The following is a 23,254-nucleotide window of genomic DNA, read 5'->3' as shown; positions in this document are numbered from 1 at the left end:
TCTCTCCAAACCATTAAAAGGTATTTTCAGTTTTTGGATAAAAGGGGTATAATAATAGGAAAGTAAAGGACGACTGGCGAGGAACGAAGTAGCAGGTTCCCTGTCAGGCGCTCATGTCCCGGAGGAAAAGGAGTATTAACATGCACAATCTACCTAACTGCCCTGAATGCAATTCTGAATATACATATGAAGATGGATTACTTTATATCTGTCCGGAATGCGGAAATGAATGGACAGCAGAACCAGAAGAGGAAAGTAAAGAAAGTAAACTAACGAGAGACGCCAACGGAAATGTGTTAACAGATGGGGACACGATTACCATTGTGAAGGATTTGAAAGTAAAAGGTGGCTCTTCTCCATTAAAAATGGGAACGAAAGTGAAAAACATCCGAATTGTTGAGGAAGTGGATGGACATGATCTGGAAGGCAAAGTAGATGGTGTCGGTGTCCTCTACATTAAGTCAAAATTCGTGAAGAAGCTATAAAAGTTGGACTGTCGGGGTTGATGCCTGACAGTCCATTTTTGTGTGCAGGTAGGGAAGTCTAAAACTTTACTACCTTCATAGGTTCAACGAAGGCTGTCACCGAAAGGCTTGGTGACAAAACAAGTCTTCTAAGAAAGATATCCGTTAAATGAATTACTTAAACTGATACATAAACCGTTCCATGTAATAAAGAAATACCTGATTGTAATAGCCCGGAAAATATAAGTTACTCGAGTGTCCAGCAAACGGCATCAGAATTAATGCTGAATTTGACGAGCCTCGTTCCTTATAAGTTTGATCGAACTTGATAGCCACGGACTGGTTGACAACACCATCATGTGTCCCCTGGTATATTAAAGCGGGTGGGCTATCTTCCGTTACGAAAAAGGAAGGGTCAGTGAGTTCTTCTGATCCTTCTACTTCAACTATTTTTGATAATCCGTTTGCTGGATAAACGGGGATGATTCCTTTCACATTTAATCTTGGATTTAAGTAATCAATTTGTCCACCTGCTAAGCCAAGCCCAACTGCGATTGCCAATTGCCCGCCTGCGGACCCACCGGAAATAAACACAGAATCCAAATTAGCTTCATATTCACCGCCATGTTCCACTAAATAGTCTGTAAAGATACCGAGATGGCGGACCATATCATCAATGGTAAAACCGCCAACAATATTCTCCGGGACTTTGGATAACGCAAAAAGCTTATCTTCGTGACTGAGCCCATACTGTACATCAAATACAACATAGCCCTGACTTGCAAAGTATTTATTGACTTGAGCATTATTGGAGGATCCCTTATCGCCGGCAGTCCATCCGCCACCATGAATTCTAACCAATACGGAATGGTTTCCAGGTAAATCAGCTTGATCAGCGGGTGGCATATAGACATCAAAGTGAAGCAAAATACCTGTGTCAACACCAGTCCTTCCTTCATAATAAAGAACATCCTGTTGTACGCGATAATCTCCTGATGCAATGCCAAAAAAATAATCCTGCAGCATGAAGGGAGTACTTAAGAAATAATTCTGCTCTTCAACCGGTATTAATTCTTTTGGGTCCTCTCCAAATGCCTCCATATAAATCGATGCAGCATTCTGGCTGGAAAAAGGCATTATCAGCAATGGAAGACTAAAAGTGATGGAGAGAACAATTCCTGTACTAAATACAAGGATTTTAACAAATGATTTCGCACGGTAGGAAGATATTTTTAAAATAAGTGCAGCTATGGACAGAAAAATAAAGCTAAAGAACAGGGAATGTTGAGGGAAGGCGAGTTCCACAATATTCATTCCTTTTCCTACTACTAATTGACAAGCGAGATAAACACCAATCAATAGAATGAAACTCAGGAAAATTAGAATTATAAATCTCATTACACTTCTCGTGTGAGGAAATGTATTGGCACGTTGCTTTTTCGTATGACCTTTTGACAATGAAAGATCGTGTAGTTTTTGAAAAGTTATCATTCCACCTAAAAAAAGCAGGTAAAATAGTAAAATGATGGAAAGGACACTCTGTGAAGATGTATTCGTGACATCAGAAGATACAGCCCTATTTGCATTCGGAATAATGATCATAGAAACAATGGTGAGGACTAAATAAAAGATGTCCAAGCTTTTCTTGTTACTTCCCACTAGGGTCACTAAGATATTTCCAACTAGTGTTAGTAATAAAAGTACTCCAAACAGATTCCACATGCCATGAGAGCTATTCGTTACTAAGTAAATAATACTTAACAAAAGGGATAAACCATTCGCCGCAAGTAAAGCTGCAATAAAAAAATGGGCTTTTCTCTGTTCATGCTTCAGGGAACTTTTCATCCTTCTTTCTCCTTGTTGAATTGATGTAAATTTCTTTTAGCTATGGTTTTAAAATAACGCTAAGATTAATCGTAAATTTTACTGCCTATCTGTTTTATGTTGCCTCTTACGTTGATGAAATACTCATTACTTTAATAAATGTTAAGCGTATATACATTTAAGATTGTAAATTTATTTGATTCAACTTTTGCATATTGAAATTGTTAAATAAGCCTAGGAAGGATTAAGAGGGATGGAGATACACTGCTTATATTGATATTAAAAAATTAACTGTAAGGCTCTTTTTTCATTGCTGTTTATATAATGTGGGTCATAAGATAAATTCCCTTCTATATTGAGAAAAATCAAAGAATGATATCATTACATGGTATAATATAGTTAAATATTATGAATAGTTCGTTCCTGAACTTGAGTTGAACAATCAAACTAAATTGCTGAAGAATTTAATTTTGTTAATTTTTAAATAGATATTATTAGTTTTTTAGGGGGATATTGGGATTGAAAAAGAGAAAAGATTACTTTGAAGCAAGAAATTCTGATGAATTACTTTTTGCCTTAAAGGATAAAGAATCTTACATTATCATTCATAAAGACTTTAAAGATGAATTTTTGAAAAAGACACAACTGCCAGTTACAGAAAAAGAAGAAATGGCATTTCAACTTGGATTCAATGGTTGGGCACAGGTTTTTGGAGGGGTTTTTTTCCATATTATCAATTACTTCAGCAAAGGAAACAAGCAACAAAAAGAAATTGACAGCAAACTGCGCAAATACAATTTTAAAAAATGGAATGAAAACGAAATTTTCTTGTATTTACGTGAGTTGAATTAATAAGCTAAATGTGCTTTAACAGAATAAAGAGATGCGTCTATTTTGCAGCCTTTCTTGTGCTAACTGTGAGGAATGTTGTAAAAGAAAAGGGGAGTTTCTGATAGTATTAAAAATAAATAGAAATTATATTTGGGTATATTTCATATCATTTTATGCTCTGTGTTAGTATCACTATTCTACTAGTGATTTAATTCAAGAAGCTATGGCAGTAATCATTATCTTGTTCTTCCTGAAACCGACACTTAGCCGAATAACTTCAAGCTTTTATCAATATGGGAGATTTGGTATATAAAAATATATTTTAAACGATAAAATTGCTGAATATTTTGATTGAATTGTATTTTAATAAATAATTATATACAATTAATTTACCTAATGTCCCAGTAGAGAAGGAGGAAATCGTATGACTCGTTATATGGTGTGAAAAAGCTAACTGAATTCCTTTAAAAATAAAAAATACGAAAAACAAAAAGGGAATTCAGGAGGAATCATAATGAATAAAGAAAACAAATTGAACTACCTAAAGGAAAAACAGAAGGAGCTCTTTTTTTCTGGCGCTTTTTACGCTACAAAAGACAATGAAATCCTACAAGGAAGTAACGGATTCGCCAATCGTTCGGAAAAAATTGATAATCAGTTAAATACGAGGTTTGCGATCGCTTCAGGCTGTAAAATATTTACAGCAGTTGCTATTTGTATGTTGGTTGAGGCTGGGAAAATTTCTTTTAAATCAAGATTAAAGAACTGCATTGATATAGAATTTCCGTATTTTGACAAGGATATTACCCTCCACCACCTACTGACACATACATCGGGTGTGCATGACTATTTTAATGAAGAAATAATGGATGATTTCGAGTTGCTGTGGAAATCACGGCCTATGTACCACGTTCGTTCGCCAAGAGATTTCTTACCCATGTTTCAACATGAAAGGATGCAAGCAAATATCAACAGTTCGTTTCAGTACAACAACGCTGGTTATATATTACTAGGTCTTATTGTAGAACATGTGGCCAACTGCAATTTTACCGAATTCGTCGAGGAACATATCTTTCACAAAGCTGGCATGAGGAGCTCCGGATACTTCGAAATAGACCGTTTGCCAGAAAGGACTGCACTAGGCTACATTGAGGATTTGGATGGGACTTGGAAAACAAATATTTATTCCTTGCCAGTAAAAGGCGGACCAGATGGAGGAGCGTATGTCTCAGTTGAAGACATGTTTAGATTCTGGCAAGCATTATCGAACCACCAACTGTTGTCCAAAAAGATGACCCAATCATTATTGAAACCGCGTGAAGTTGTAGTTGCAGAGGACAATATATATTATGGCTATTGCGGTTATATGGAATTAGACGATGATAAAAGGGTAGTTAAGTATATTCAGATGGGATATGATCCAGGTGTAAACTTCCGTGCGGTATATTACCCTGGCAGGAAAACGATAATCGTAGTCTGTTCCAATCAATCAGAAGGCGCTTATGAACTATTGAAAGAGATTGAAAATATCTTATAAATGGAAAAATGATCATAGCAAAAAGGATTAACGAATAGGTTAGTCCTTTTTGTTCGTTCGACCAGGCTGTAATTCGAATTATTGGCTAAATACGTACATGGCGAAGCAAGTTCCTTCAAAGCGTTTTGGATTTTTGTAAGAAGGAAGAATTAGACAGGCAGAATGGTTATATGATCATTACGAAGATGAAATTGTTTATGGACTGTTAGCTGTGGACAGGAAGTAAGAGTTAGTTCCTTTTGAGTTGGAAGGCGATTTTGGATTAAAATGTAAGTGATGTACTTAAATTAATTGGGGCAATCCATGAAGAAGGAGAAGCACTATTTTTTGTTGAATTTATACAATAGGGAAATTTTATGAGTAATTTTATAAAAATGATTAGGAAATTTATTTTTTCTAATCATTTTAGTATAATTTTTCGTTATATCATTCGATTTAAAATAAGTATTTTAAATTATTTGATATATAGACTACACTTCTAATTGAAGAAGTACTCATATTATTTTTAAAAAAGAGAGGTGCGTTTGAAAGTGGAAATAAAATCATTGACTCTCCATACAAATAATATAAAGAAAATGAGAGAATTCTATGTAGACACTTTCGGTTTTCCTTTACTTATGGAGAACGAGAATAGTTTTCGTATTGGAATTGGTTCAAGCCAACTGGAATTTATTTCAGAAAATGTAAAAGATCATCCTTATTATCATTTTGCTTTTAACATTTTTGCTAATAAATTTATTGAGGCTAAATCATGGGTAAAAGGTAGAGTAGAATTGAATGTTAGGGATGGGAAAGACGAAGCAGATTTTTCTCATCTACCAGCCCATGCTCTATATTTCTACGACCCTGCTGGTAACATAGTAGAGTTCATTTCAAGACACTCTATATCTGAAGAGGGAGAGGAGCCTTTTTCTATAGAAGGTGTATTAAACATTAGTGAAATAGGGCTTACGGTTGATGATGCTATAAATGCTGGAAATAAGTTAATTGATATTGGAATTAATGAACGTGATAACCAACCATTAAGCTCAAGATACCTTAACTTTATGGGGGAAAAATCAAAGGGAATATTTATAATACTTAATCAGCCAGAGAGAGAGTGGATTTTCTCTGATAAAACATCAGTCATATATCCCCTGGAAATTACCACATCTAATAATAGTAAAATTGTTGTAAACTCAGACCACATTTTAGAAGTATACGGCCCAAAAAATGTACTATAATCTATTCAGTTAAATGAAGCTATTGTTAAATAATGGTAATCCCCTCTTGTTTTTATGGGACGGCTTTTTTAGTTGAAAAGAAACAGATTAGACAATCTTGTAGAAAGGGGATTTAAAAATGAAAGCTATAGTCCAAAGTGAGTTTGGCGATGCAAGTGTCCTTTCATACTTAGATGTTGAAATACCGAAAATTGGAGATAAAGAGTGTTTAATTAAAGTAGCATTTACGAGTGTGAATTATGCAGATATAAAAAAACGTATCGGAAATAAAGGAAAAGGATATTTCCCTTTAATATTGGGTTTGGATGCTGCAGGGACAATTGTAGAAGCTGCTGCTAATTCGCCTTTTTCAAAAGGAGATCGTGTAATCGCTTTTCCTAAAGCTGGTTCATATGCAGAATATGTGATTGCAAATGAACAATTAGTATTTAGAATTCCAGACAGTCTATCATTTGAACAGGCAGCAGCAATGCCAACTGTATCAATCCTATCGTATATACTCTTACATGAAATTGGACAAATACAAAAAACAGATTCCATTGTTATACATAGTGCTGCCGGTGGAGTTGGTTCGATGCTCGTACAATTAGCTAAATTATCAGGAGCTCAAAAAATTATTGGAACTGTTGGCAATATAGAAAAAGAAAATTATGTTAAGAAATTAGGGGCCGATGTTGTATGCACTTATGAAAACTTTACAGAGGAAGTTTTAAAGCAAACAAATAATCAAGGTGCAAATATTATCTTTGATTCAGTTGCTGGTGATGTTACAAGCATGAGTTTAGATTGCTTAGCAATATATGGCACACTTGTACAATTTGGTAATAGTAGTGGTAAAGCTGGTACTTTTAAAACAAATGATGTTCATAATAGTTGTAGAAATATTAAGGGTTTTAGCTTAGGCACAACGAGAAAACATAATCCAGTACGATTAACACCAGTTGCAAAAAGAGTTATAGAACTATTTGAGTCAAAACATATTACCCTTCCGATAGCACAAATTTTTAATTTAAGTGATGCTGCAGAAGCACATATATTAATTGAAAGTCGTAATTATGAAGGGAAAGTATTGCTTAAAGTTTAAAGAATAAGCGCTTAATCACATAAATCATCTTTCACTATCTGGCGCTTTAATTGTAGAAACAACATACTACATGAAAGTCAAAAAGCTTGAGGCTAAAAAAATTCCCTCAAGCTTGTTTGTGTACTATTTGCATTGTTATTTGTATTGCTAGTTCGTATGTTATTTAACCTGTGATTTTGGATTTGCTCCATGTTATCGGATCTACTTACCCTTAAGAGGTGAAGTTTCCTTTTATTTCAACATGAGCCCTTGTTGATTACAGTCCCCAATCCATTTTTAAAATATTTTTAAAGATAATTAGTTGTTCTTCGCCAATTGTATCAGAGATTTTTTTCTCAATGCTTGCCTTCAGTGCTTCATTTTTTTCATAGCATTCTTGGCCTGATTTTGTTAATCGTAAATATTTATCTTTTTTGTTATGTTCCACGTTGTTAATTTCAACTAACCCCTTAGCCTCAAGTTGTTTTATGAATTTATGGGTTGCCTGTCTGGAGATATCTACATTTTTTGTGACATAGGAGATAGTTGGCTGATTTTTATATATTCTAGCCATAATAAACCACTCAGAATTAGATAAATGAATATCACTGCTATCATTCCATAATTTTTCAGTTATTCTTCGAAGTTGAATATGACGCTCACTTAACATGTCAATAAAATCCAAGTTGTGATCCAAAAATTTCACCTCCATTATTTTCTTCGTCATAACTATACAAAATCCAATTTGCGTTGTCAACTAGGTTGACAATTCGCTGTTTTTATATTACAATTAATTTTGTAAACTTAGTTGACAATTATTTGTTGGGAGCAGATGATATGTTTAAAATTGGAGATTCAGTTATCTATTCTGTACATGGTTTAAGTAAAATTGATGATATTTGTGAGAGAACATTTAATGGTGTAACGAAAAATTATTATGTGATACGTCCAATGAATGATACAAATTTAAAAATCAGTATCCCTGTTGATAGTGATAAGGCAGTCATTCAAAAGACTTTAGATAAAGAAGAAGCAGAAGAGATTTTACAAACATTTAATCAATCTGGGTAGAATGGATAGAAGATGTTAAACAACGGCATAAAAAATATTATAGTCTTGTAAAAACTGGAAATCGTGTGGACATCTCTAAAGTTGCCAATATGTTGATTCGGAAAAATAATGAGGCCGTATCCAACAATAAGAGGCTATATGATCAGGACCGCAGACTTCTTACTTCAATCCAAAGTACCTTATTTAAAGAATTGGCAACAGCATTGGATACGTCAACTGAGGAAATCTCGGAAACGGTTACGAACATGGTACACCAACATGAATAAATCACTTTCATTTCTTATACAAAAATTATTATGTAAAAACGGTTCAATTTGGGAAGTGAATAGATGGTAACGATTTTCACCTCACCAGGCAATGCATCTTGTAGAAAAGCAAAAAAATGGTTTCAGGAAAATGACATTCCATTTGTAGAGCGAAATATCGTTGATGATCCGCTAACTTTACGTGAGATTATAGGAATACTGCGTATGACTGATAATGGCACAGAAGATATTATATCTACTCGTTCAAAGCTTTTTCAAATGAATCGTAATGTCATCAATCAATTGTCACTAAAAGATATGATTAGCTTCATTAAAAATAATCCTAGTATATTTAAATCCCCGATTATCCACGATGAAAAGCGCTTGCTAGTGGGTTATAATGGATCACAGATTCGAAGATTTTTACCTAGATCAGTCCGTTCATTACAATTACATGAATACCAATAGTGGTTCATTAGTCGTATTGCAGCTTGAGACGAATGGCTCTATTGGAGAAACCTTCAATTGCCCAACTCCTGATAGGAATGGGCAATATTTAGTATGGGCAACATTTGGGTGCCGTTTTTTTGCATTAACGAAAAACTTTTTAAAGTATTTTTATATTTCTCGAAGAAGTCACATTGTCACTTTGTAAATTTTTCTTTGAAATAGCAAAATAAAGAGAAAGAACCCCCATTAAACAAGGATTTGCAGCTATGAAAAAGGCCTTATACATGAAAACGCATGCAAAAAATATATCTTGACTTAGAGATTTTTTTTTTGGTAATCTTATAAACAGACCGGTTGGTATGATGGAGGTGTACAACGGATATACATACTAAATCGTAATCGACATCGCAACAAAGTTTTTTCAGCAATAAGAATATATAGATGTTTGATTGAATGAATTTTAAGAATAGATTAATTAAATAAAAGGAGATATTTTATGAAAACACATACGCAAGTAAAAAATCCAAAGACAATGGCATTTATTTTAATGTTGGGTTCTTTTCTTGGATTGTTTGCTGAAACAGCATTAAATATGGCATTAACAAATATTATGGAACAATATTCTATTACAGCTGGGGTTGCACAGTGGCTGACAACAGGTTATCTATTGGTACTGGCAATCTTTGTACCGATTTCCGCACTTTTAATGAAATGGTTTACTACGAGACAATTGGTTGTGGGAGGACTTGTTATTTCCCTCCTTGGTGCAATCTTAGCGGCGATATCACCGAATTTTGCTATATTATTAGCTGGTCGCTTAGTACAGGCAATTGGAACAGGTATATTAATTCCTGTCATGACAAACGTTCTATTAATTATTTTCCCTATTCATAAACGTGGAGTTGTAATGGGAATCATGGGTCTTGTTATTACATTAGGTCCAGCCTTAGGACCTACACTTTCGGGTGTTATCATCAGTACATTAGAATGGCCTTATATTTTCTGGATTAGCTCTGTTTTATATATTTTATTGACATTATTCGCTGCAGCTAAAATTGTAAATGTTTCAGAAATTACGAAACCTAAAATCGATGTCCTGTCGATCGTTTTATCAACATTCGGTTTTGGAGGATTGATTTTTGCTTTAAGTACGATGGCTGAAGCACCAATTTCATCACCACAAGTGTTGGTACCGTTGCTTATAGGAATTATCGCACTTCTGTTATTTGGAACTCGCCAAATGAAAATGGAACAGCCAATGGTTAATCTACGCGTTTTTAAATATCCGATGTTTACATTGGGAACATTGATGATGTTTCTTAGTATTTTAGTCATCTTATCTACTGCTATTCTATTACCGCTTTATTTAAAAGGTGCTTTACTGGTCAGTGCAGCGGTTGCTGGTCTACTATTGCTTCCTGGTAATGCCGTCAATGTTATTATGTCACCGATTGTTGGAACTTTATTTGACAAATTTGGACCGCGTGTTTTCGTCATCACTGGGTCCATTATCGTATTGATTGGAAATATCATGTTCGTTTCCGTCATTTCTGCAACAACACCTGTTTGGCAAATTGTAGTGGCCTTCATGATTTTATTCTTTGGGATGACGATGGTAACGATGCCTTCTCAAACAAATGCGCTCAACCAATTGCCACGTGAGTATTATGCAGATGGCTCAGCAGCTATGAATACATTGAATCAGGTAGCTGGGGCAGCAGGTACTGCAATCGCGATTACAGTATTTACGGCTGGTCAAACCAGTTTCTTAAGTGCTGTTCCTACTTCAACCGAGCCAGAAGTATTAGCTGCCGGAGTGAAATATGCTTTTTACTTTGTTACAGGAATTTCAGCAGTTGGATTAATATGTTCTCTATTTATGGAGAGCAGTACAAAAATCGTCAGTGATCCTGCAAAGGAAAAGGCGTTTACTGTTGAATATGCTGAATCGAAATAGATTGGTTAGCGTTACAAAGTTATCATTTTTAAAGATTGATTACGGATGCTAGAAGGAGATATGGCAAATGGCAAATCATTATAAAAGTATCGTGGTGGCTGTAGATGGTTCAAAAGAAGCGGAGTATGCATTTCGCAAATCACTCGACGTTGCAGCACGAAATAAAGGTTCTGTATTAAACATCGTGAATGTAATTGATACACTACCATTTGAACCACAGGAACGTTCAGTTGCTGAGAGGATACAACGGGATTCAGAAGAACTATTAGATGGATACAAGGTACAGGCTGTAGCTGATGGTATTGAAAACGTACAGGTATTGGTAGAGCACGGTTCTCCAAGAAGTATTATCACAAGAGAGATTTCCAAAAAAGTTTCAGCTGACTTAATCATCTGTGGTGCTACAGGGATAGGTGCAGTTCAGCGTTTCCTGATTGGTTCCGTATCAGAAGCAATTGTGCGTTCGGCTGAATGTGATGTTTTAGTTATCCGTACACCGGAGTGATTGAATTATCTTTTATGAAAATTTTCCAGATTAATTAAACCTTTATAAAGCTGGAATCATTTTAAACCATTCGTAAACAGCAAGTTACGAATGGTTTTTTCTATCGTAATAAACCATTCGTCAGTGATTTTTTGGCGAATGATTCTCTCTGTTATGGCAGGTAGGATAGTATAAACTTACCAACCTGCATAAGTGCAACGAAGGCTATCACCGAAAAGCTTGGTGTCAACCGAGTTTTCTAAAAATATTATTTATAATGTCACCCCTGCTAAGAACGCCAATGACACGACCAGCTCTATTGACTACAGGAAGTTTTTTAAAATGATGCCTTGATAAAATGCGGATCGTCTCTTCAAACTCCTGATCAGGTAATACGGAAAGGATATTTCGTTTGGTCATAATTTCTTTTACCGGAGTATCCAACTTTTCTGGTAATATATCCTCCATTTCACCATCCTCTATTACATAAACAAGGCCAGCAATACCTGGTGGCTTTGGAGCTAGGTAACGCAATATGTCTCCATCGGATACCATCCCTACCAAATGACGTTGATCATCAACAACTGGCACTCCGCCGATTCGGTTTGAATTCAGTATATCTAACAAATCCTTAACGGTATTTGAAGGTTTTACAGTAAAAACATTTGTAATCATGAAGTCTCTTACCTGCATTTAAATCCCTCTTTCCCTAAACTGTAACCGCATACAAAGTAAATATATTTATAATATAACATAAATTTTTTTAACTTTGTCATTATAAGTTTGGCATTTTTGTGGTTTTTCTCATATTAATGCTGCAGCTAAATAGGATTTCCAGTATTACTTATGTGCAAATAAAATTGGTCCAGGTAGAAAAGGTAATGTTTACAGGAAATCGAACTTTCATGATGATGTATGATGGCGTGTTGCACTTTGTACGAATGATAACTTCGTGAAGACAGGGAAAGGCGAGCCAGATAATTAAATGATGGCCTCGCTACTTCGGTTAACAGATAAGCTGATTGAATGCTCCCGGGCCTTCTCATTTCATTCAATGCCTGGATCATTTGTTCAGCCGTTCTTATTCCAATTCCATGTCCGAAATAGGTTCCATCCCCTAAATCAACAGCATTTTCACCTCTCCACCAAGAGGTTGCTGGGTTGAAATCCGGATTATTGAAATAGACGACATCTCCAGGCAGGAAGTGTAAAGTATCAATAATTTGTATTCCTAGATCAGGATCAGCATTCCAGCTATATAAATAAAGATTTTGAAATAACTGATTGAATAAGTGCTCATTAATCGTATTTAAAACGGCATGATAGAAAATAATGACTTTTGCCACTGCACATTCATACGCATATAGTGAACTGTTCGTGAAGATATCTTGGATGGCAGCAGATGGCAACACATCCTGTCTTATCCGGAAGCCGCCAGCACTTGTCAAATGCCAGTAATCGGGATTACATCTGGAATTCTCAAACGATTCAAACTGTGCATCCCCTTGATTCATGGCACGTGCAGAAGCAATGATGTTTTTCCGGAGCTTAAGCTCGAATTCTAATTCATCGATGGATGGATACGAATAGACGGCTGGGTCATTCATCATTCGTTGAATAATAACACTTTCAATACTACCAGCAAGCCACTTGTCACTCTGTTGAAAAACCATTCCTGAAACCTGTATCATAACGTTACCTCATTTCAAGCGTAAGTATCTTTTAATTATTATCCAGTCTATTCCATCGTCTTGATAGATGTGTATCTATCATTATTTTCTTTTTGTTTACTACATCGTTTCAAGCACAATAAAAGCCTGTTCTATAAAACAAGCTTCTAAAAGAGAATACTATGGAACTGAAGAAGATTTAAAAAGTTAAAAGGGATTGGAGAAATAACGATTGAAAAAGTCGTTATAATCATCATACCAGCGATGAAGGTCATTTGAGCCGAATTCAAGTAGGATTATGATCTTCATGCCCGCAATGAAGATCATTTGAGCCGAGTTCAAGCGGTATTTTGATCTTCATAGCCATGATGAAGATCATTTGAGCCGAATTCAAGCGGTATTTTGATCATCATACCCATGATGAAGATCATTTGAGCCGAGTTCATGCAGGATTTTGATCATCATAGCCATGATGAAGATCATTTGAGCCGAATTCAAGTAGGATTATGATCTTCATGCCCGCAATGAAGATCATTTGAGTCGAATTCAAGTAGGATTATGACCTTCATACCCGCGATGAAGTTCATTTGAGCCGAGTTCAAGCGGTATTTTGATCTTCATAGCCATGATGAAGATCATTTGAGTCGAATTCAAGTAGGATTATGAACTTCATACCCGTGATGAAGATCATTCGAGCCGAATCCATGTAGTATTTTGATCTTCATAGCCTGCCGCTTTATCGTTATGATTGCATCATGTTTTTCGCTCTACGTAGGTAGTCCATACCCCGCTGACGATTATGGATGTATGGTGACCAATGTTCCGATTGGTACAATAGCTGCTAATTCCTCAACATCATGATTGTACATTCTAATACAGCCTCTTGATACCGCTTTACCAATTGAACTGGGATCGTTCGTTCCGTGTATGCCATAATGTTGTTTTGATAAACTCATCCACATCGTGCCAAATGGCCCCCCAGGGTTTGGCGCTTTATTTATAATTATGAAACTACCGACTGGGGTCCCATGAAGTATTCTTCCAACAGCAATGGGATACTGTTTTTGAAGTACACCATCCTTTAGTAAACTGAGCGAACGACTACTTAATGACACATCGATTTGAAATGGAATTGTGTTAGGATCAGGTAACCCTGGGATGACAATGGATTGACCAGGATAAATAACATTTGGATTTATCATCGGGTTAGCTTGGATGATCGCAGGTAGCGGTGTACGGTAATCTCTTGAAATCTGAGCCAATGTTTCACCTGGTTTTACAGTATGAATCAGTCTAAACACCTCCATGGATTATAGTTGCACACTACATTCTATGTGGTTCATAAAAAGTGTTTCATCCTATTAATTATCTGCATCTACCGACACATAGGAAGCTTACTTAGTGAAGATTCATTTTATGAAATAATGAATCTTTTCTAAATCTCAGACGTATAGTAATTAGGCGAAAAATGATGGCAGCTATGAAAAAGAAGTGAGATAATGAAAGAAACCAAATGAAATGATAGAAGAGGAGAATGATGATGGAAATTTTAAGAAGATTTAGAGACATTATGTCAAGTAACATCAATGCATTATTGGATAAGGCAGAGAATCCGGAGAAGATGATTGATCAATACTTACGGGATTTGAATCGTGATCTAGGTAAGGTAAAGTCTGAGACAGCTGCTATAATGGCAGCTGAAAAGCGGGAAAAAAGAGAGCTCGAGGAATGTCAGGGCGAAATAGCTTCCATGCAGAAGTATGCAGTTAAAGCATTGGAAGCTGGGAATGAAGAGGATGCAAGAAAATTTCTCCGTAAGAAAGCGGAATTGACGGACAGGGAAACAGATCTTAAAACTGCTGTTGAACTAGCTTCAGCAAATACAGTCCAAATGCGCCAAATGCATGACAAGTTAGTTTCCGATATCGGTGAGCTGGAATCAAGAAGAACGATGCTTAAGGGAAAGGCTTCCGTTGCAAGGACACAAAAGAAGGTAAATGAATTTACTACTTCTATGGGTGGTGCAGGGCGTTCAATTTCTGCCTTTGATAGAATGGAAGCGAAGATCAATCAGGAATTGGATGAAGCAAACGCAATGGCAGAACTAAATAAGGGGTCATCCGATGATATCAAGGATTTGGCCGCTAAATATGAAACAGATACGCGAGTGGACAGTGAATTGGAAGCATTAAAAGCACAAGTTAATGTCGATGATGAACTGGAAGCTTTAAAGGCGCAGATTAATAAAGATGAATAGATGATATAAAGGCTGCGGCATTTGCTGCAGCCTATCTAAAGATTGATAGGAGGAGTACGGGATGGTCATTCATTATAAATGTCCAAACTGTGGGTCAGATATGACTTTTGACAGCGAATCAGGAATGTTATCCTGTGGGAGCTGTGGAAGAAAAGATAACATACAGAATTTTTCCGATGAATTTATTACTGCAACATTTGAAGTGGATGAGGCGAAACAATATCATTGCGAAAACTGTGGGGCAGTAATTATAACCGAAGCAGAAACGACAGCAACGAACTGCAGTTTTTGTGAGGCGGCAGTTGTACTTGGTGATCGATTATCGGGTGATTTGGCGCCTGCGAAAGTCATTCCCTTCACAATTAGCAAAGACGAAGCAATGGACGCTTTTCGCAAATGGTGCAAGAATGGCAGACTCACACCAAAAGGGTTTATGACTGCAGATCGTATCAAGGGAATTACCGGGATATATGTCCCGTTTTGGTTATATGATCTAGACAGTAAAGCGAAAGTAAATGCAGTTGGAACGAAGGTGCGTACATATACTAGAGGAGATTATATATATACAGAGAAGAAATTCTATGATGTTTATCGCGACATCGATTTAAGCTACGTAAAAGTCCCGGTAGATGCATCAGAAAAAATGGATGATGTGCTGATGGATAAATTGGAGCCTTATGATTATAAGAATTTGAAAGAATTCAAGACTCCTTACCTGGCTGGATATATTGCAGAAAAATATAATTATACTGATCAGGAGTTGCTGTCCCGGGTGAAAACGAAGGTGCAGCCGTATATTGATGATTATATCAGCTCTACAATTAACGGATATGCGTCGGTTAATTATAAAAACAAACAGATTCATACAAGTCAGAAAAAAGCTTATTACACATTGCTTCCGGTATGGATGGTTTATTATGATTTTGACAACAAAGAACATATTTTTGCAATGAATGGGCAGACAGGGAAAGTGGTAGGAAAGCCACCTATCAGTTTTAGAAAGGTAGCAGGCTGGTTTGGCGGGATTGCAGCCATTACCTTTATTGGCATGAAAGCCATTTCCTTTGCAGTCGGAGGTGTTCTTTGGTGAATAAACATACGTGGACTGTCGTGATCAGTTTCTTTGCCATATGTTTATTGACGTTGGGTACGATGGCTGGAGCATCAGGAACGGATAGGCATATTTATGATGATGCTGGACTAGTGAACGAGACGGAATTAGCCCAACTGGAGCAGCTTGCAAAGGAACACAGTGAGGAACTTGAAACAACATTCCTGTTTCTGACTACTAATGATGCAGAAGGCAAAGACGTAGTCACGTATATGAAAGACTTCTTTGATGGATGGGCGGATGAGAATGGTCAGGAGGATGCGGTCCTTTTGACGATAGATATGGATAATAGGGATGTCTTTTTAGCTGGTTTCGGCAGTGCTGAGACGACGTTAGACGATGATCGGATTGACTTGGTGTTGGATAAGGTCATGCCTCATATAGCCAATCAACAATATACGGAAGCATTTCGAGAGATGGTTGTTACGTCTAGCAAGTATATGGAATTCAGACCAGGAGTTAATCCTGAAAATCTGCTATTTAAATGGGGCTTTCAGCTTGGTGTTTCTGTTATTCTGGCAGGAGTTATCGTTGGGATTATGGCGTACAATTCCGGTGGACGTGTCACCGTTACGAACCGAACTTATGTTGATCATAATCATACACGGGTGAACAGCAACCGTGACCGTTTTATAAATAAGACTGTCACAAAACGCAAAAAACCGTCCAACAATAATAAAGGCGGTGGCGGCGGAAGAATTGGCGGTGGAGGAGTTACCGGAGGCGGCCGTTCATTCAGTGGTGGCGGACGCAGTTTTTAAAAATTTCAATTTCATCAAGTAAACCGTTTTATAAGGAAAGGAATGATAGATATGGTTTTTTTTAGAGGGCAATTTTCAGATGTAGTGGAATGGGAAGAATTCAGAGACGATATGATTTTCTGGAAATGGAGCAACAAGGAAATAAAAAAAGGCAGTAAATTAATTATCCGTCCAGGTCAGGATGCAGTATTTCTAAATGGTGGCAGGATTGAAGGGATTTTCGAGGATGATGGGGAATATGATATTGAATCTCAGATTATACCTTTTTTGTCTACATTAAAGGGATTTAGATTCGGTTTCAATAGTGGTATGAGGGTGGAAGTTTTATTTGTCAATACGAAAGAATTCACCGTTAAATGGGGTACGAAAAATGCGATTAATATACCAACACCATCACTTCCAGGAGGTATGCCCATCAGAGCGAATGGTACATTTAATTTTAAAGTGAACGATTATATGGCGTTAATTGATAAAATTGCAGGTGTCCGAAAAAGTTATCTTGTGGAAGATATTAAAATAAGGATTACAGCAATCCTTGATCAACTTCTAATGAAATGGATAACAAAAGAAGGGAAAGATATGTTCAATCTGCAGGCGAATGCATTTGATATTTCCAAGGGAATCCAAGAAGACCTTGATATGCAGATTATGGGTGATGGAATGAAGATTACCGGATTCCAAATAATGAGTTTTAATTATCCAAAAGAAGTTCAGGACATGATTACTAAAACAGCTTCCCATGGAATGATAGGTGATGTTTCGAAATACCAGCAGGTTACGATGACCGATGGCATGGCCTCAGGTAAAGTATCTGGATCCGGTACAGCTTCGGATATGGCAGGGATGATGATGGGAATGAATATGGCCAATGAAATGATGAAAAACATGAATAAAAATCAATCAGACGGTAATCAAGCCCAATTCAATCAACAAAACCAATCAAACCAGAATGCTCCATCCAGTCAAACCCAAACCGGTGATAAACAAATGCCTAATTTCTGTCCAAATTGTGGTCAAAAAACAACCGGGGCTAACTTCTGTCCGAACTGTGGTCAGAAATTAGTATAATGTAGTATATAGATCAAAGGAAAATAGGCTTTCAGTATAAAATAAAGGGTGGCGAGTCTAGCAATGACTGAGATAGGAATAATACGTCATGGAGTTACACATTGGAATAAAGAACGTAGAGCGCAGGGGAGTTCTGATATTCCATTGGATCAAGAAGGATTGATGCAGGCCAAACAGCTTGCCGAACGTATGAGTGAGCAAGCTTGGGATATCATTTATTCCAGTGATTTATTGAGAGCACAGCAAACAGCGAAGGCTATAGGAGATAAATTAGGGCTGCCACTACAGTTGGATTCTAGACTGCGTGAGTTAGGTGGGGGACTTATTGAAGGTACGACCGAAGAGGAACGAATCGCCAGATGGGGTCCAGAGTGGCGTAAACTGGATTTAGAAATGGAAAGCCCTGACAGTGTTATTGCCAGGGGAATGTTATTCATGGATGAAATTACAGTGAGACATGCTGGTCAAAAAATCCTGATTGTTAGTCATGGGGCGTTCATCAGACATATGCTTAGAGTGGTTGTACCTCATTTCAATTTCGGGGAATCCTTGAAAAATACGTCAGTCACTTCTTTGGTGAGAGTTGATGAAAACTGGGATTGCAGTCTATATAATTGCACGAAGCATTTAACTGGAAGCTAGCTATAAGCTCAATTTTTAGAACATACCTACTAATACATTGCTTAAGTTGACTTTGGATTAACTGCTAGGCTTTTATCGTATTTGATATAGAATGCGACGCTGAATAAGCAACTTGTTTCGATCTTAGTGCTCTGGAAATTATATAGCATTTCACATAAACCCAGAGACTTCTAAAGCAACCAATAGTATAAAAGTAGCATTTAGAAAGCTGCTTTACCTATACGAAGGTTAGCAAGGCGATTATTAGCGGCTTACTAAGTTCAACCCAGTTCAACGCTTGAACTTATTTTATTGGTGTGAAAGTTGCGCTATTATAAAACTATAAAAATAAAATAAATGATTTGCTTGTAATTTGTCGGTAAATTTGTTACTATATTATCAAATTTAAAGGTCATGTGTAACTGGCGAAACGCGGATAACCGCGGGGGAGCACATGTATCGAAAAGTCGATCGCCTGGGCAGAGGTAAGGGGAATTATCCCCTTGCCTCTTTATGCTTAGAAGGCGATAGATAAGTAGTCATGTCAGCAAAATTAAATAGTTAGAAGGCTATGATTGTTGTGGGTCACACTATAACAGGAGCAGCTTCTGGAGAGGATGCAGTAATATTGCAACGCCGAAGGGTTCAAAATCTCAGGCAAAAGGACAGAAGATAACAAATGATTATTTGTTATTTTACGTTTAATGAGATTGGGCTACCAGTCTCTTTTTTAGTAGTTAAAAAAGTATAAAAACTTTCTTAACTACATAAGTGCAACTAAGGCTGTCACCGAAAGGCATGGTGACTACCAAGTTTTCTACTATTTCTTTCATGTTAGATAGATAAATTTGAATGAGGATGTGGTGATTAAATGAACAGAGTATTTAATTTCTCAGCGGGTCCATCGATGCTCCCACTGCAAGTATTGGAAAAAGCTCAGGAAGAATTAGTTAATTATAGAAATTCAGGAATGTCTGTTATGGAGTTAAGTCACCGATCTAATTTATTTACAGAGATTATTACCGAAGCCGAACAGCTGCTGCGAGAATTGATGGCTATCCCGGACAATTACAACGTGCTTTTTATTCAGGGCGGGGCTTCCCAGCAATTTGCGATGGTACCGATGAACCTGCTTGGCAATAGTGGAAAAGCAGACTATGTAAATACTGGATCGTGGTCAAAGAAAGCAATCAAAGAAGCGAAGAAATTTGGTGAAATTCGCGTCATCGCTTCCTCAGAGGATGATAACTTTACGTATATACCTGCTATTGATAAAAGTATGATTGATCCGGATGCGGATTATGTGCATATAACAACGAATAACACAATCGAAGGAACTACTTATAATGAGATTCCGGATACTGGTGATGTACCGCTCGTTGCAGATATGTCATCCAATATTTTATCTGAACAAATCGATGTTTCGAAGTTTGGCCTGATTTATGCAGGTGCACAGAAAAATATTGGCCCTGCTGGTCTGACTGTTGTTATTATTCGCGAAGATTTAATCGGACGTGCACTGGATACTTGTCCGACGATGCTAGATTACAAGACACACAGTGAAAGTGGTTCATTGTATAACACGCCTCCTACATATGGGGTTTATGTGGCAAAGCTTGTATTTGAATGGCTGAAAGAAATTGGTGGACTAAAGGAAATGGAAAGTATAAATCGTAAAAAGGCTCAAATCTTGTACGATGCGTTGGAAGAATCGCACATGTTCAGATCACCTGTGCGGAAAGATAGTCGTTCATTAATGAATATCCCATTTGTTTCCGATTCAGATGAACTGAATGCTGCTTTTGTGAAGGAAGCAAAAGCGAAAGGACTTGAGACATTGAAAGGTCATCGTTCGGTGGGAGGCATGCGTGCCAGCATTTATAATGCAATGCCAGTTGAAGGTGTCGAAGCTTTGGTTACATTCATGAGAGATTTTGAGAATAAACATAACTAGAAAAGAGGAGAAGAAATGAACACTCTAACATTGGATAAGGTCAAAACGATAAAAACATTAAACAATATTGCAGAGAGTGGCTTAAACGTTTTTAAGAATGAAAATTATAATATTGATGATGAAAGTGAAAGCCCGGATGCGATTGTTGTTCGCAGTTTTAACATGCATGCAATAGAGTTTGACACTAACTTAAAGGCAATTGCACGAGCTGGAGCAGGTGTTAATAATATTCCGGTTGATAAGTGTACGGAACAGGGGATTGTAGTTTTTAACACACCTGGCGCCAATGCAAATGCTGTTAAAGAAATTGTGTTAACGGCTTTAATGGCATCCTCTCGTAATTTATTTGCCGGAGTTAGTTGGACAAAGACGTTACAAGGAAAAGGAGAGCAAGTGCCAAGTCTAGTAGAAGCTGGAAAGAAACAGTTTGTCGGTAAAGAAATAAAAGGCAAAAAATTAGGTGTTATCGGACTGGGAGCAATTGGTGCACTTGTAGCAAATGATGCACTGAATCTCGATATGGATGTTATAGGCTATGATCCATTCATTTCAATTAATACAGCTTGGGAGCTTTCCCGAAACGTGCAGCGGGCAATGACATTGGAAGAATTGTTTACTGAGTCTGATTACATTACTGTCCATGTTCCTTTAACGGACGATACAGTTGGAATGTTCAATGAGAAAGCATTCAGCATGATGAAGCCTGGAGTACACATTTTAAACTTCTCCAGAGGTGGACTTGTAAATGAAACGGACATGGCAGAAGCGCTTGAAAGGGGCATTGTAGGAAAATATATTACAGATTTCCCTAACGAAAATATACTAAATATGAAAAACGCTGTTCCGGTCCCACATCTTGGTGCTTCCACAAGTGAATCTGAAGAGAACTGTGCAATTATGGCTACTCGTCAGGTGAAAGACTATCTTGAAACTGGAAACATTAAAAACTCAGTGAATTTCCCTAATGCTTCTATTCCATATACAGGGAAACGCCGTATAACTGCTTTCCATCACAACATTCCAAACATGGTTGGTCAGATTAGTTCTGCAATTTCCAACAATAATCTCAACATTGCTGATATGATTAACAGAAGTCGTGGAGAATTTGCGTATACGATGGTGGATATTGATAATAATCTAAATGATAATGTTATTTCTGAATTAGAGGAAGAAATTAAAAAAATCACGGGTATCGTAACAGTTCGTGTAATATAAGCGGCGAGGTTCCTTTTCTCGTTTAATAAACCAAGGCGTCAGCACTCCAATACTCGGAAGCTGGCGCTTTTTGGGGTAGATGAATGGCGCGGAAATTTTGAAAAACGACTTCCTGCTTTCCATTCTTTTTACTAGATGATAAGATTTTATGAGTAATTGTATATAGAGAGGTAGACTTTGGTTTGTGAAGGAGGATATGATGCTTTACGAATATATATTGATATTTATAGGAGCAGCTATCCCTTGGCTGGAAATTGCACTCGTTATCCCAGTGGGAATAATAAGAGGGTTGTCTTCATTCTGGGTCATGATACTGGCCTTTGTTGGAAATTTACTGACAGTCCTTCCTGTTATCATAGGATTTGAGAAAGTGAGAACGTGGTACGAGAAGCGTCAACTGAAAAAAGGGAAGGAACCTTCGAAACGTTCCAATCGTGGTAGAAAAATTTGGGATAAATATGGTTTGCCAGGCCTTGCTATGTTAGGTCCAATATTAACCGGAACACATATCGCCGCATTTATTGGAATGTCCCTTGGCTCGGAGAAAAAGTGGGTCACACTGTGGATGACCATAAGCATCGGCGTGTGGACATTGATTTTTGGAATAGCTACAATCTTAGGTTTAGATATTTTTCTTTAGAATAATAAATAACTATGGAACTATCAGACGATACGATGCTTGCACATGTTAACTTAAAATGCTCAAACAATAATTTGACCAATTGCTGAATGTCCTTTATGATATTCAAGAAGAGAATACCCGTGCAATAACGGGAGAGGTTCATAGCTGATACCCTCTATAAAAAACTATGGATACTTGACGATTGCGCCATGTCCATATTCGGATGTGGCTTTTTAATTTTTATCCGTTTGTTTACATAGATGGCTGATGCTGCTCTCCTGCTAAATTGTGGGTACACATTTTATAAGGGGGATTTTTAATGTCTGGCCGTAATCATAAACAAGGATTGAAGGATTTAACACTACTCGGAAATCAGGAAGTGAACTATTCATTTGATTATGCACCACAAGTTTTGGAGGCAGTCGACAATTTGCATTCAGACCGTGATTATTTCGTCAAATTCAATTGTCCGGAGTTTACCAGTCTTTGTCCAATAACGAAGCAGCCTGATTTTGCGACCATGTATATCTCCTATATTCCGAATAAGAAGATCGTGGAATCTAAATCATTGAAACTATACTTATTCAGTTTTCGAAATCATGGGGATTTTCATGAGGATTGCGTGAATATCATTATGAACGATTTGATCGCGCTACTTGATCCTAAATATATCGAGGTATGGGGAAAATTCACACCTCGTGGTGGGATTTCCATTGACCCGTGGTGTAACTATGGAAAACCAGGAACCAAATATGAGGAGATGGCAAATCATCGTTTAATTAACCATGACCTCTATCCGGAAAAAATTGATAATCGGTAAAGGGGG

Annotated in this window: 24 protein-coding genes and 3 riboswitches; of the genes, 19 read left to right on the top strand and 5 right to left on the bottom strand. The window is 37.0% G+C overall.

The features are described 5' to 3' along the window. The first annotated feature begins 140 nt into the window (after positions 1-140). Complete coding sequence (locus tag MN204_RS05460; RefSeq protein ID WP_249870061.1) at positions 141-485, top strand: zinc ribbon domain-containing protein YjdM; 345 nt, start codon at positions 141-143, stop codon at positions 483-485. Between the two features lie 153 nt (positions 486-638). Here the strand turns inward: MN204_RS05460 and MN204_RS05455 are convergent, their stop codons facing one another. Beyond that, entirely contained in the window at positions 639-2,309 is a 1,671-nt protein-coding gene (locus MN204_RS05455) for an alpha/beta hydrolase (RefSeq protein ID WP_249870060.1), read from the bottom strand. Between the two features lie 498 nt (positions 2,310-2,807). Here MN204_RS05455 and MN204_RS05450 point away from each other — a divergent pair, with 498 nt between their 5' ends. The 4 genes from MN204_RS05450 to MN204_RS05435 all read left to right on the top strand — a co-directional run bounded on the left by MN204_RS05450 (position 2,808) and on the right by MN204_RS05435 (position 6,963). Next, positions 2,808-3,140, top strand: a complete 333-nt coding sequence (locus MN204_RS05450; protein ID WP_249870059.1) for a hypothetical protein — start codon at positions 2,808-2,810, stop codon at positions 3,138-3,140. 493 nt (positions 3,141-3,633) lie between these two features. Then, positions 3,634-4,656 (top strand): serine hydrolase domain-containing protein, encoded by a 1,023-nt coding sequence (locus tag MN204_RS05445; protein WP_249870058.1) that lies wholly within the window; start codon positions 3,634-3,636, stop codon positions 4,654-4,656. Positions 4,657-5,186: 530 nt separating this feature from the next. Beyond that, complete coding sequence (locus MN204_RS05440; RefSeq protein ID WP_249870057.1) at positions 5,187-5,879, top strand: toxoflavin lyase-like VOC family protein; 693 nt, start codon at positions 5,187-5,189, stop codon at positions 5,877-5,879. Positions 5,880-5,997: 118 nt separating this feature from the next. Next, positions 5,998-6,963: a quinone oxidoreductase family protein gene (locus MN204_RS05435; RefSeq protein WP_249870056.1), complete on the top strand. Its 966-nt coding sequence runs from the start codon at positions 5,998-6,000 to the stop codon at positions 6,961-6,963. Between the two features lie 256 nt (positions 6,964-7,219). Here MN204_RS05435 and MN204_RS05430 read toward each other — a convergent pair whose 3' ends face one another. Then, positions 7,220-7,669 (bottom strand): MarR family winged helix-turn-helix transcriptional regulator, encoded by a 450-nt coding sequence (locus tag MN204_RS05430; protein WP_438804685.1) that lies wholly within the window; start codon positions 7,667-7,669, stop codon positions 7,220-7,222. Positions 7,670-7,779: 110 nt separating this feature from the next. Here MN204_RS05430 and MN204_RS05425 point away from each other — a divergent pair, with 110 nt between their 5' ends. The 5 genes from MN204_RS05425 to MN204_RS05405 all read left to right on the top strand — a co-directional run bounded on the left by MN204_RS05425 (position 7,780) and on the right by MN204_RS05405 (position 11,170). After that, entirely contained in the window at positions 7,780-8,013 is a 234-nt protein-coding gene (locus tag MN204_RS05425) for a CarD family transcriptional regulator (protein ID WP_249870055.1), read from the top strand. Positions 8,014-8,078: 65 nt separating this feature from the next. After that, complete coding sequence (locus tag MN204_RS05420) at positions 8,079-8,279, top strand: hypothetical protein (protein ID WP_368858644.1); 201 nt, start codon at positions 8,079-8,081, stop codon at positions 8,277-8,279. 63 nt (positions 8,280-8,342) lie between these two features. Further along, on the top strand, positions 8,343-8,726 hold the full coding sequence (gene spx, locus MN204_RS05415) for a transcriptional regulator Spx (RefSeq protein WP_249870053.1): 384 nt from the start codon (positions 8,343-8,345) through the stop codon (positions 8,724-8,726). A 478-nt stretch (positions 8,727-9,204) separates the two neighbouring features. Beyond that, positions 9,205-10,665 carry a DHA2 family efflux MFS transporter permease subunit gene (locus tag MN204_RS05410; protein WP_249870052.1) on the top strand — a complete coding sequence of 487 codons (1,461 nt, stop codon included), beginning with the start codon at positions 9,205-9,207 and terminating at the stop codon, positions 10,663-10,665. A gap of 67 nt (positions 10,666-10,732) precedes the next feature. Further along, positions 10,733-11,170 carry a universal stress protein gene (locus MN204_RS05405; RefSeq protein ID WP_249870051.1) on the top strand — a complete coding sequence of 146 codons (438 nt, stop codon included), beginning with the start codon at positions 10,733-10,735 and terminating at the stop codon, positions 11,168-11,170. A gap of 225 nt (positions 11,171-11,395) precedes the next feature. Here the strand turns inward: MN204_RS05405 and MN204_RS05400 are convergent, their stop codons facing one another. From MN204_RS05400 to MN204_RS05390, 3 genes are all read right to left on the bottom strand, one after another. Next, complete coding sequence (locus MN204_RS05400; protein WP_249870050.1) at positions 11,396-11,842, bottom strand: CBS domain-containing protein; 447 nt, start codon at positions 11,840-11,842, stop codon at positions 11,396-11,398. A 128-nt stretch (positions 11,843-11,970) separates the two neighbouring features. After that, entirely contained in the window at positions 11,971-12,840 is an 870-nt protein-coding gene (gene tgl / locus MN204_RS05395) for a spore coat transglutaminase TGL (protein ID WP_249870049.1), read from the bottom strand. Between the two features lie 776 nt (positions 12,841-13,616). Then, on the bottom strand, positions 13,617-14,111 hold the full coding sequence (locus MN204_RS05390) for a L,D-transpeptidase family protein (RefSeq protein WP_249870251.1): 495 nt from the start codon (positions 14,109-14,111) through the stop codon (positions 13,617-13,619). A gap of 248 nt (positions 14,112-14,359) precedes the next feature. On the opposite strand from MN204_RS05390, the gene MN204_RS05385 reads away from it, so the two are divergent. From MN204_RS05385 to queF, 9 genes are all read left to right on the top strand, one after another. Next, the gene (locus MN204_RS05385) at positions 14,360-15,076 is read left to right on the top strand and encodes a PspA/IM30 family protein (protein ID WP_249870250.1); all 717 of its coding nucleotides are present in this window, start codon (positions 14,360-14,362) and stop codon (positions 15,074-15,076) included. A 61-nt stretch (positions 15,077-15,137) separates the two neighbouring features. Further along, positions 15,138-16,166, top strand: coding sequence for a TFIIB-type zinc ribbon-containing protein (locus MN204_RS05380; protein ID WP_249870048.1), 1,029 nt, complete (start codon positions 15,138-15,140; stop codon positions 16,164-16,166). Then, a complete protein-coding gene (locus MN204_RS05375; protein ID WP_249870047.1) occupies positions 16,163-16,948 on the top strand; it encodes a TPM domain-containing protein in 786 nt (261 codons plus the stop codon). Before MN204_RS05380 ends, MN204_RS05375 begins: the two co-directional genes overlap by 4 nt. A 51-nt stretch (positions 16,949-16,999) precedes the next feature. Continuing rightward, positions 17,000-18,016, top strand: a complete 1,017-nt coding sequence (locus tag MN204_RS05370) for an SPFH domain-containing protein (protein WP_249870046.1) — start codon at positions 17,000-17,002, stop codon at positions 18,014-18,016. A gap of 63 nt (positions 18,017-18,079) precedes the next feature. After that, the gene (locus MN204_RS05365; RefSeq protein WP_249870045.1) at positions 18,080-18,658 is read left to right on the top strand and encodes a histidine phosphatase family protein; all 579 of its coding nucleotides are present in this window, start codon (positions 18,080-18,082) and stop codon (positions 18,656-18,658) included. Between the two features lie 387 nt (positions 18,659-19,045). Beyond that, positions 19,046-19,125, top strand: a riboswitch (ZMP/ZTP riboswitch). A gap of 110 nt (positions 19,126-19,235) precedes the next feature. Next, positions 19,236-19,316, top strand: a riboswitch (glycine riboswitch). 192 nt (positions 19,317-19,508) lie between these two features. Beyond that, complete coding sequence (gene serC, locus MN204_RS05360) at positions 19,509-20,591, top strand: 3-phosphoserine/phosphohydroxythreonine transaminase (protein ID WP_249870044.1); 1,083 nt, start codon at positions 19,509-19,511, stop codon at positions 20,589-20,591. Positions 20,592-20,606: 15 nt separating this feature from the next. Then, positions 20,607-21,806, top strand: coding sequence for a phosphoglycerate dehydrogenase (locus tag MN204_RS05355; RefSeq protein ID WP_249870043.1), 1,200 nt, complete (start codon positions 20,607-20,609; stop codon positions 21,804-21,806). 199 nt (positions 21,807-22,005) lie between these two features. Continuing rightward, a complete protein-coding gene (locus MN204_RS05350; protein ID WP_249870042.1) occupies positions 22,006-22,446 on the top strand; it encodes a small multi-drug export protein in 441 nt (146 codons plus the stop codon). Positions 22,447-22,576: 130 nt separating this feature from the next. After that, a riboswitch (PreQ1 riboswitch) is annotated at positions 22,577-22,623 on the top strand. 124 nt (positions 22,624-22,747) lie between these two features. Then, positions 22,748-23,248 carry a preQ(1) synthase gene (gene queF / locus MN204_RS05345; protein WP_249870041.1) on the top strand — a complete coding sequence of 167 codons (501 nt, stop codon included), beginning with the start codon at positions 22,748-22,750 and terminating at the stop codon, positions 23,246-23,248. Positions 23,249-23,254: the final 6 nt, after the last annotated feature.

Source organism: Oceanobacillus saliphilus, assembly GCF_023522835.1.
Taxonomy (GTDB): domain Bacteria; phylum Bacillota; class Bacilli; order Bacillales; family Amphibacillaceae; genus Oceanobacillus; species Oceanobacillus saliphilus.
This window is presented reverse-complemented; position numbering and strand designations above follow the sequence as displayed.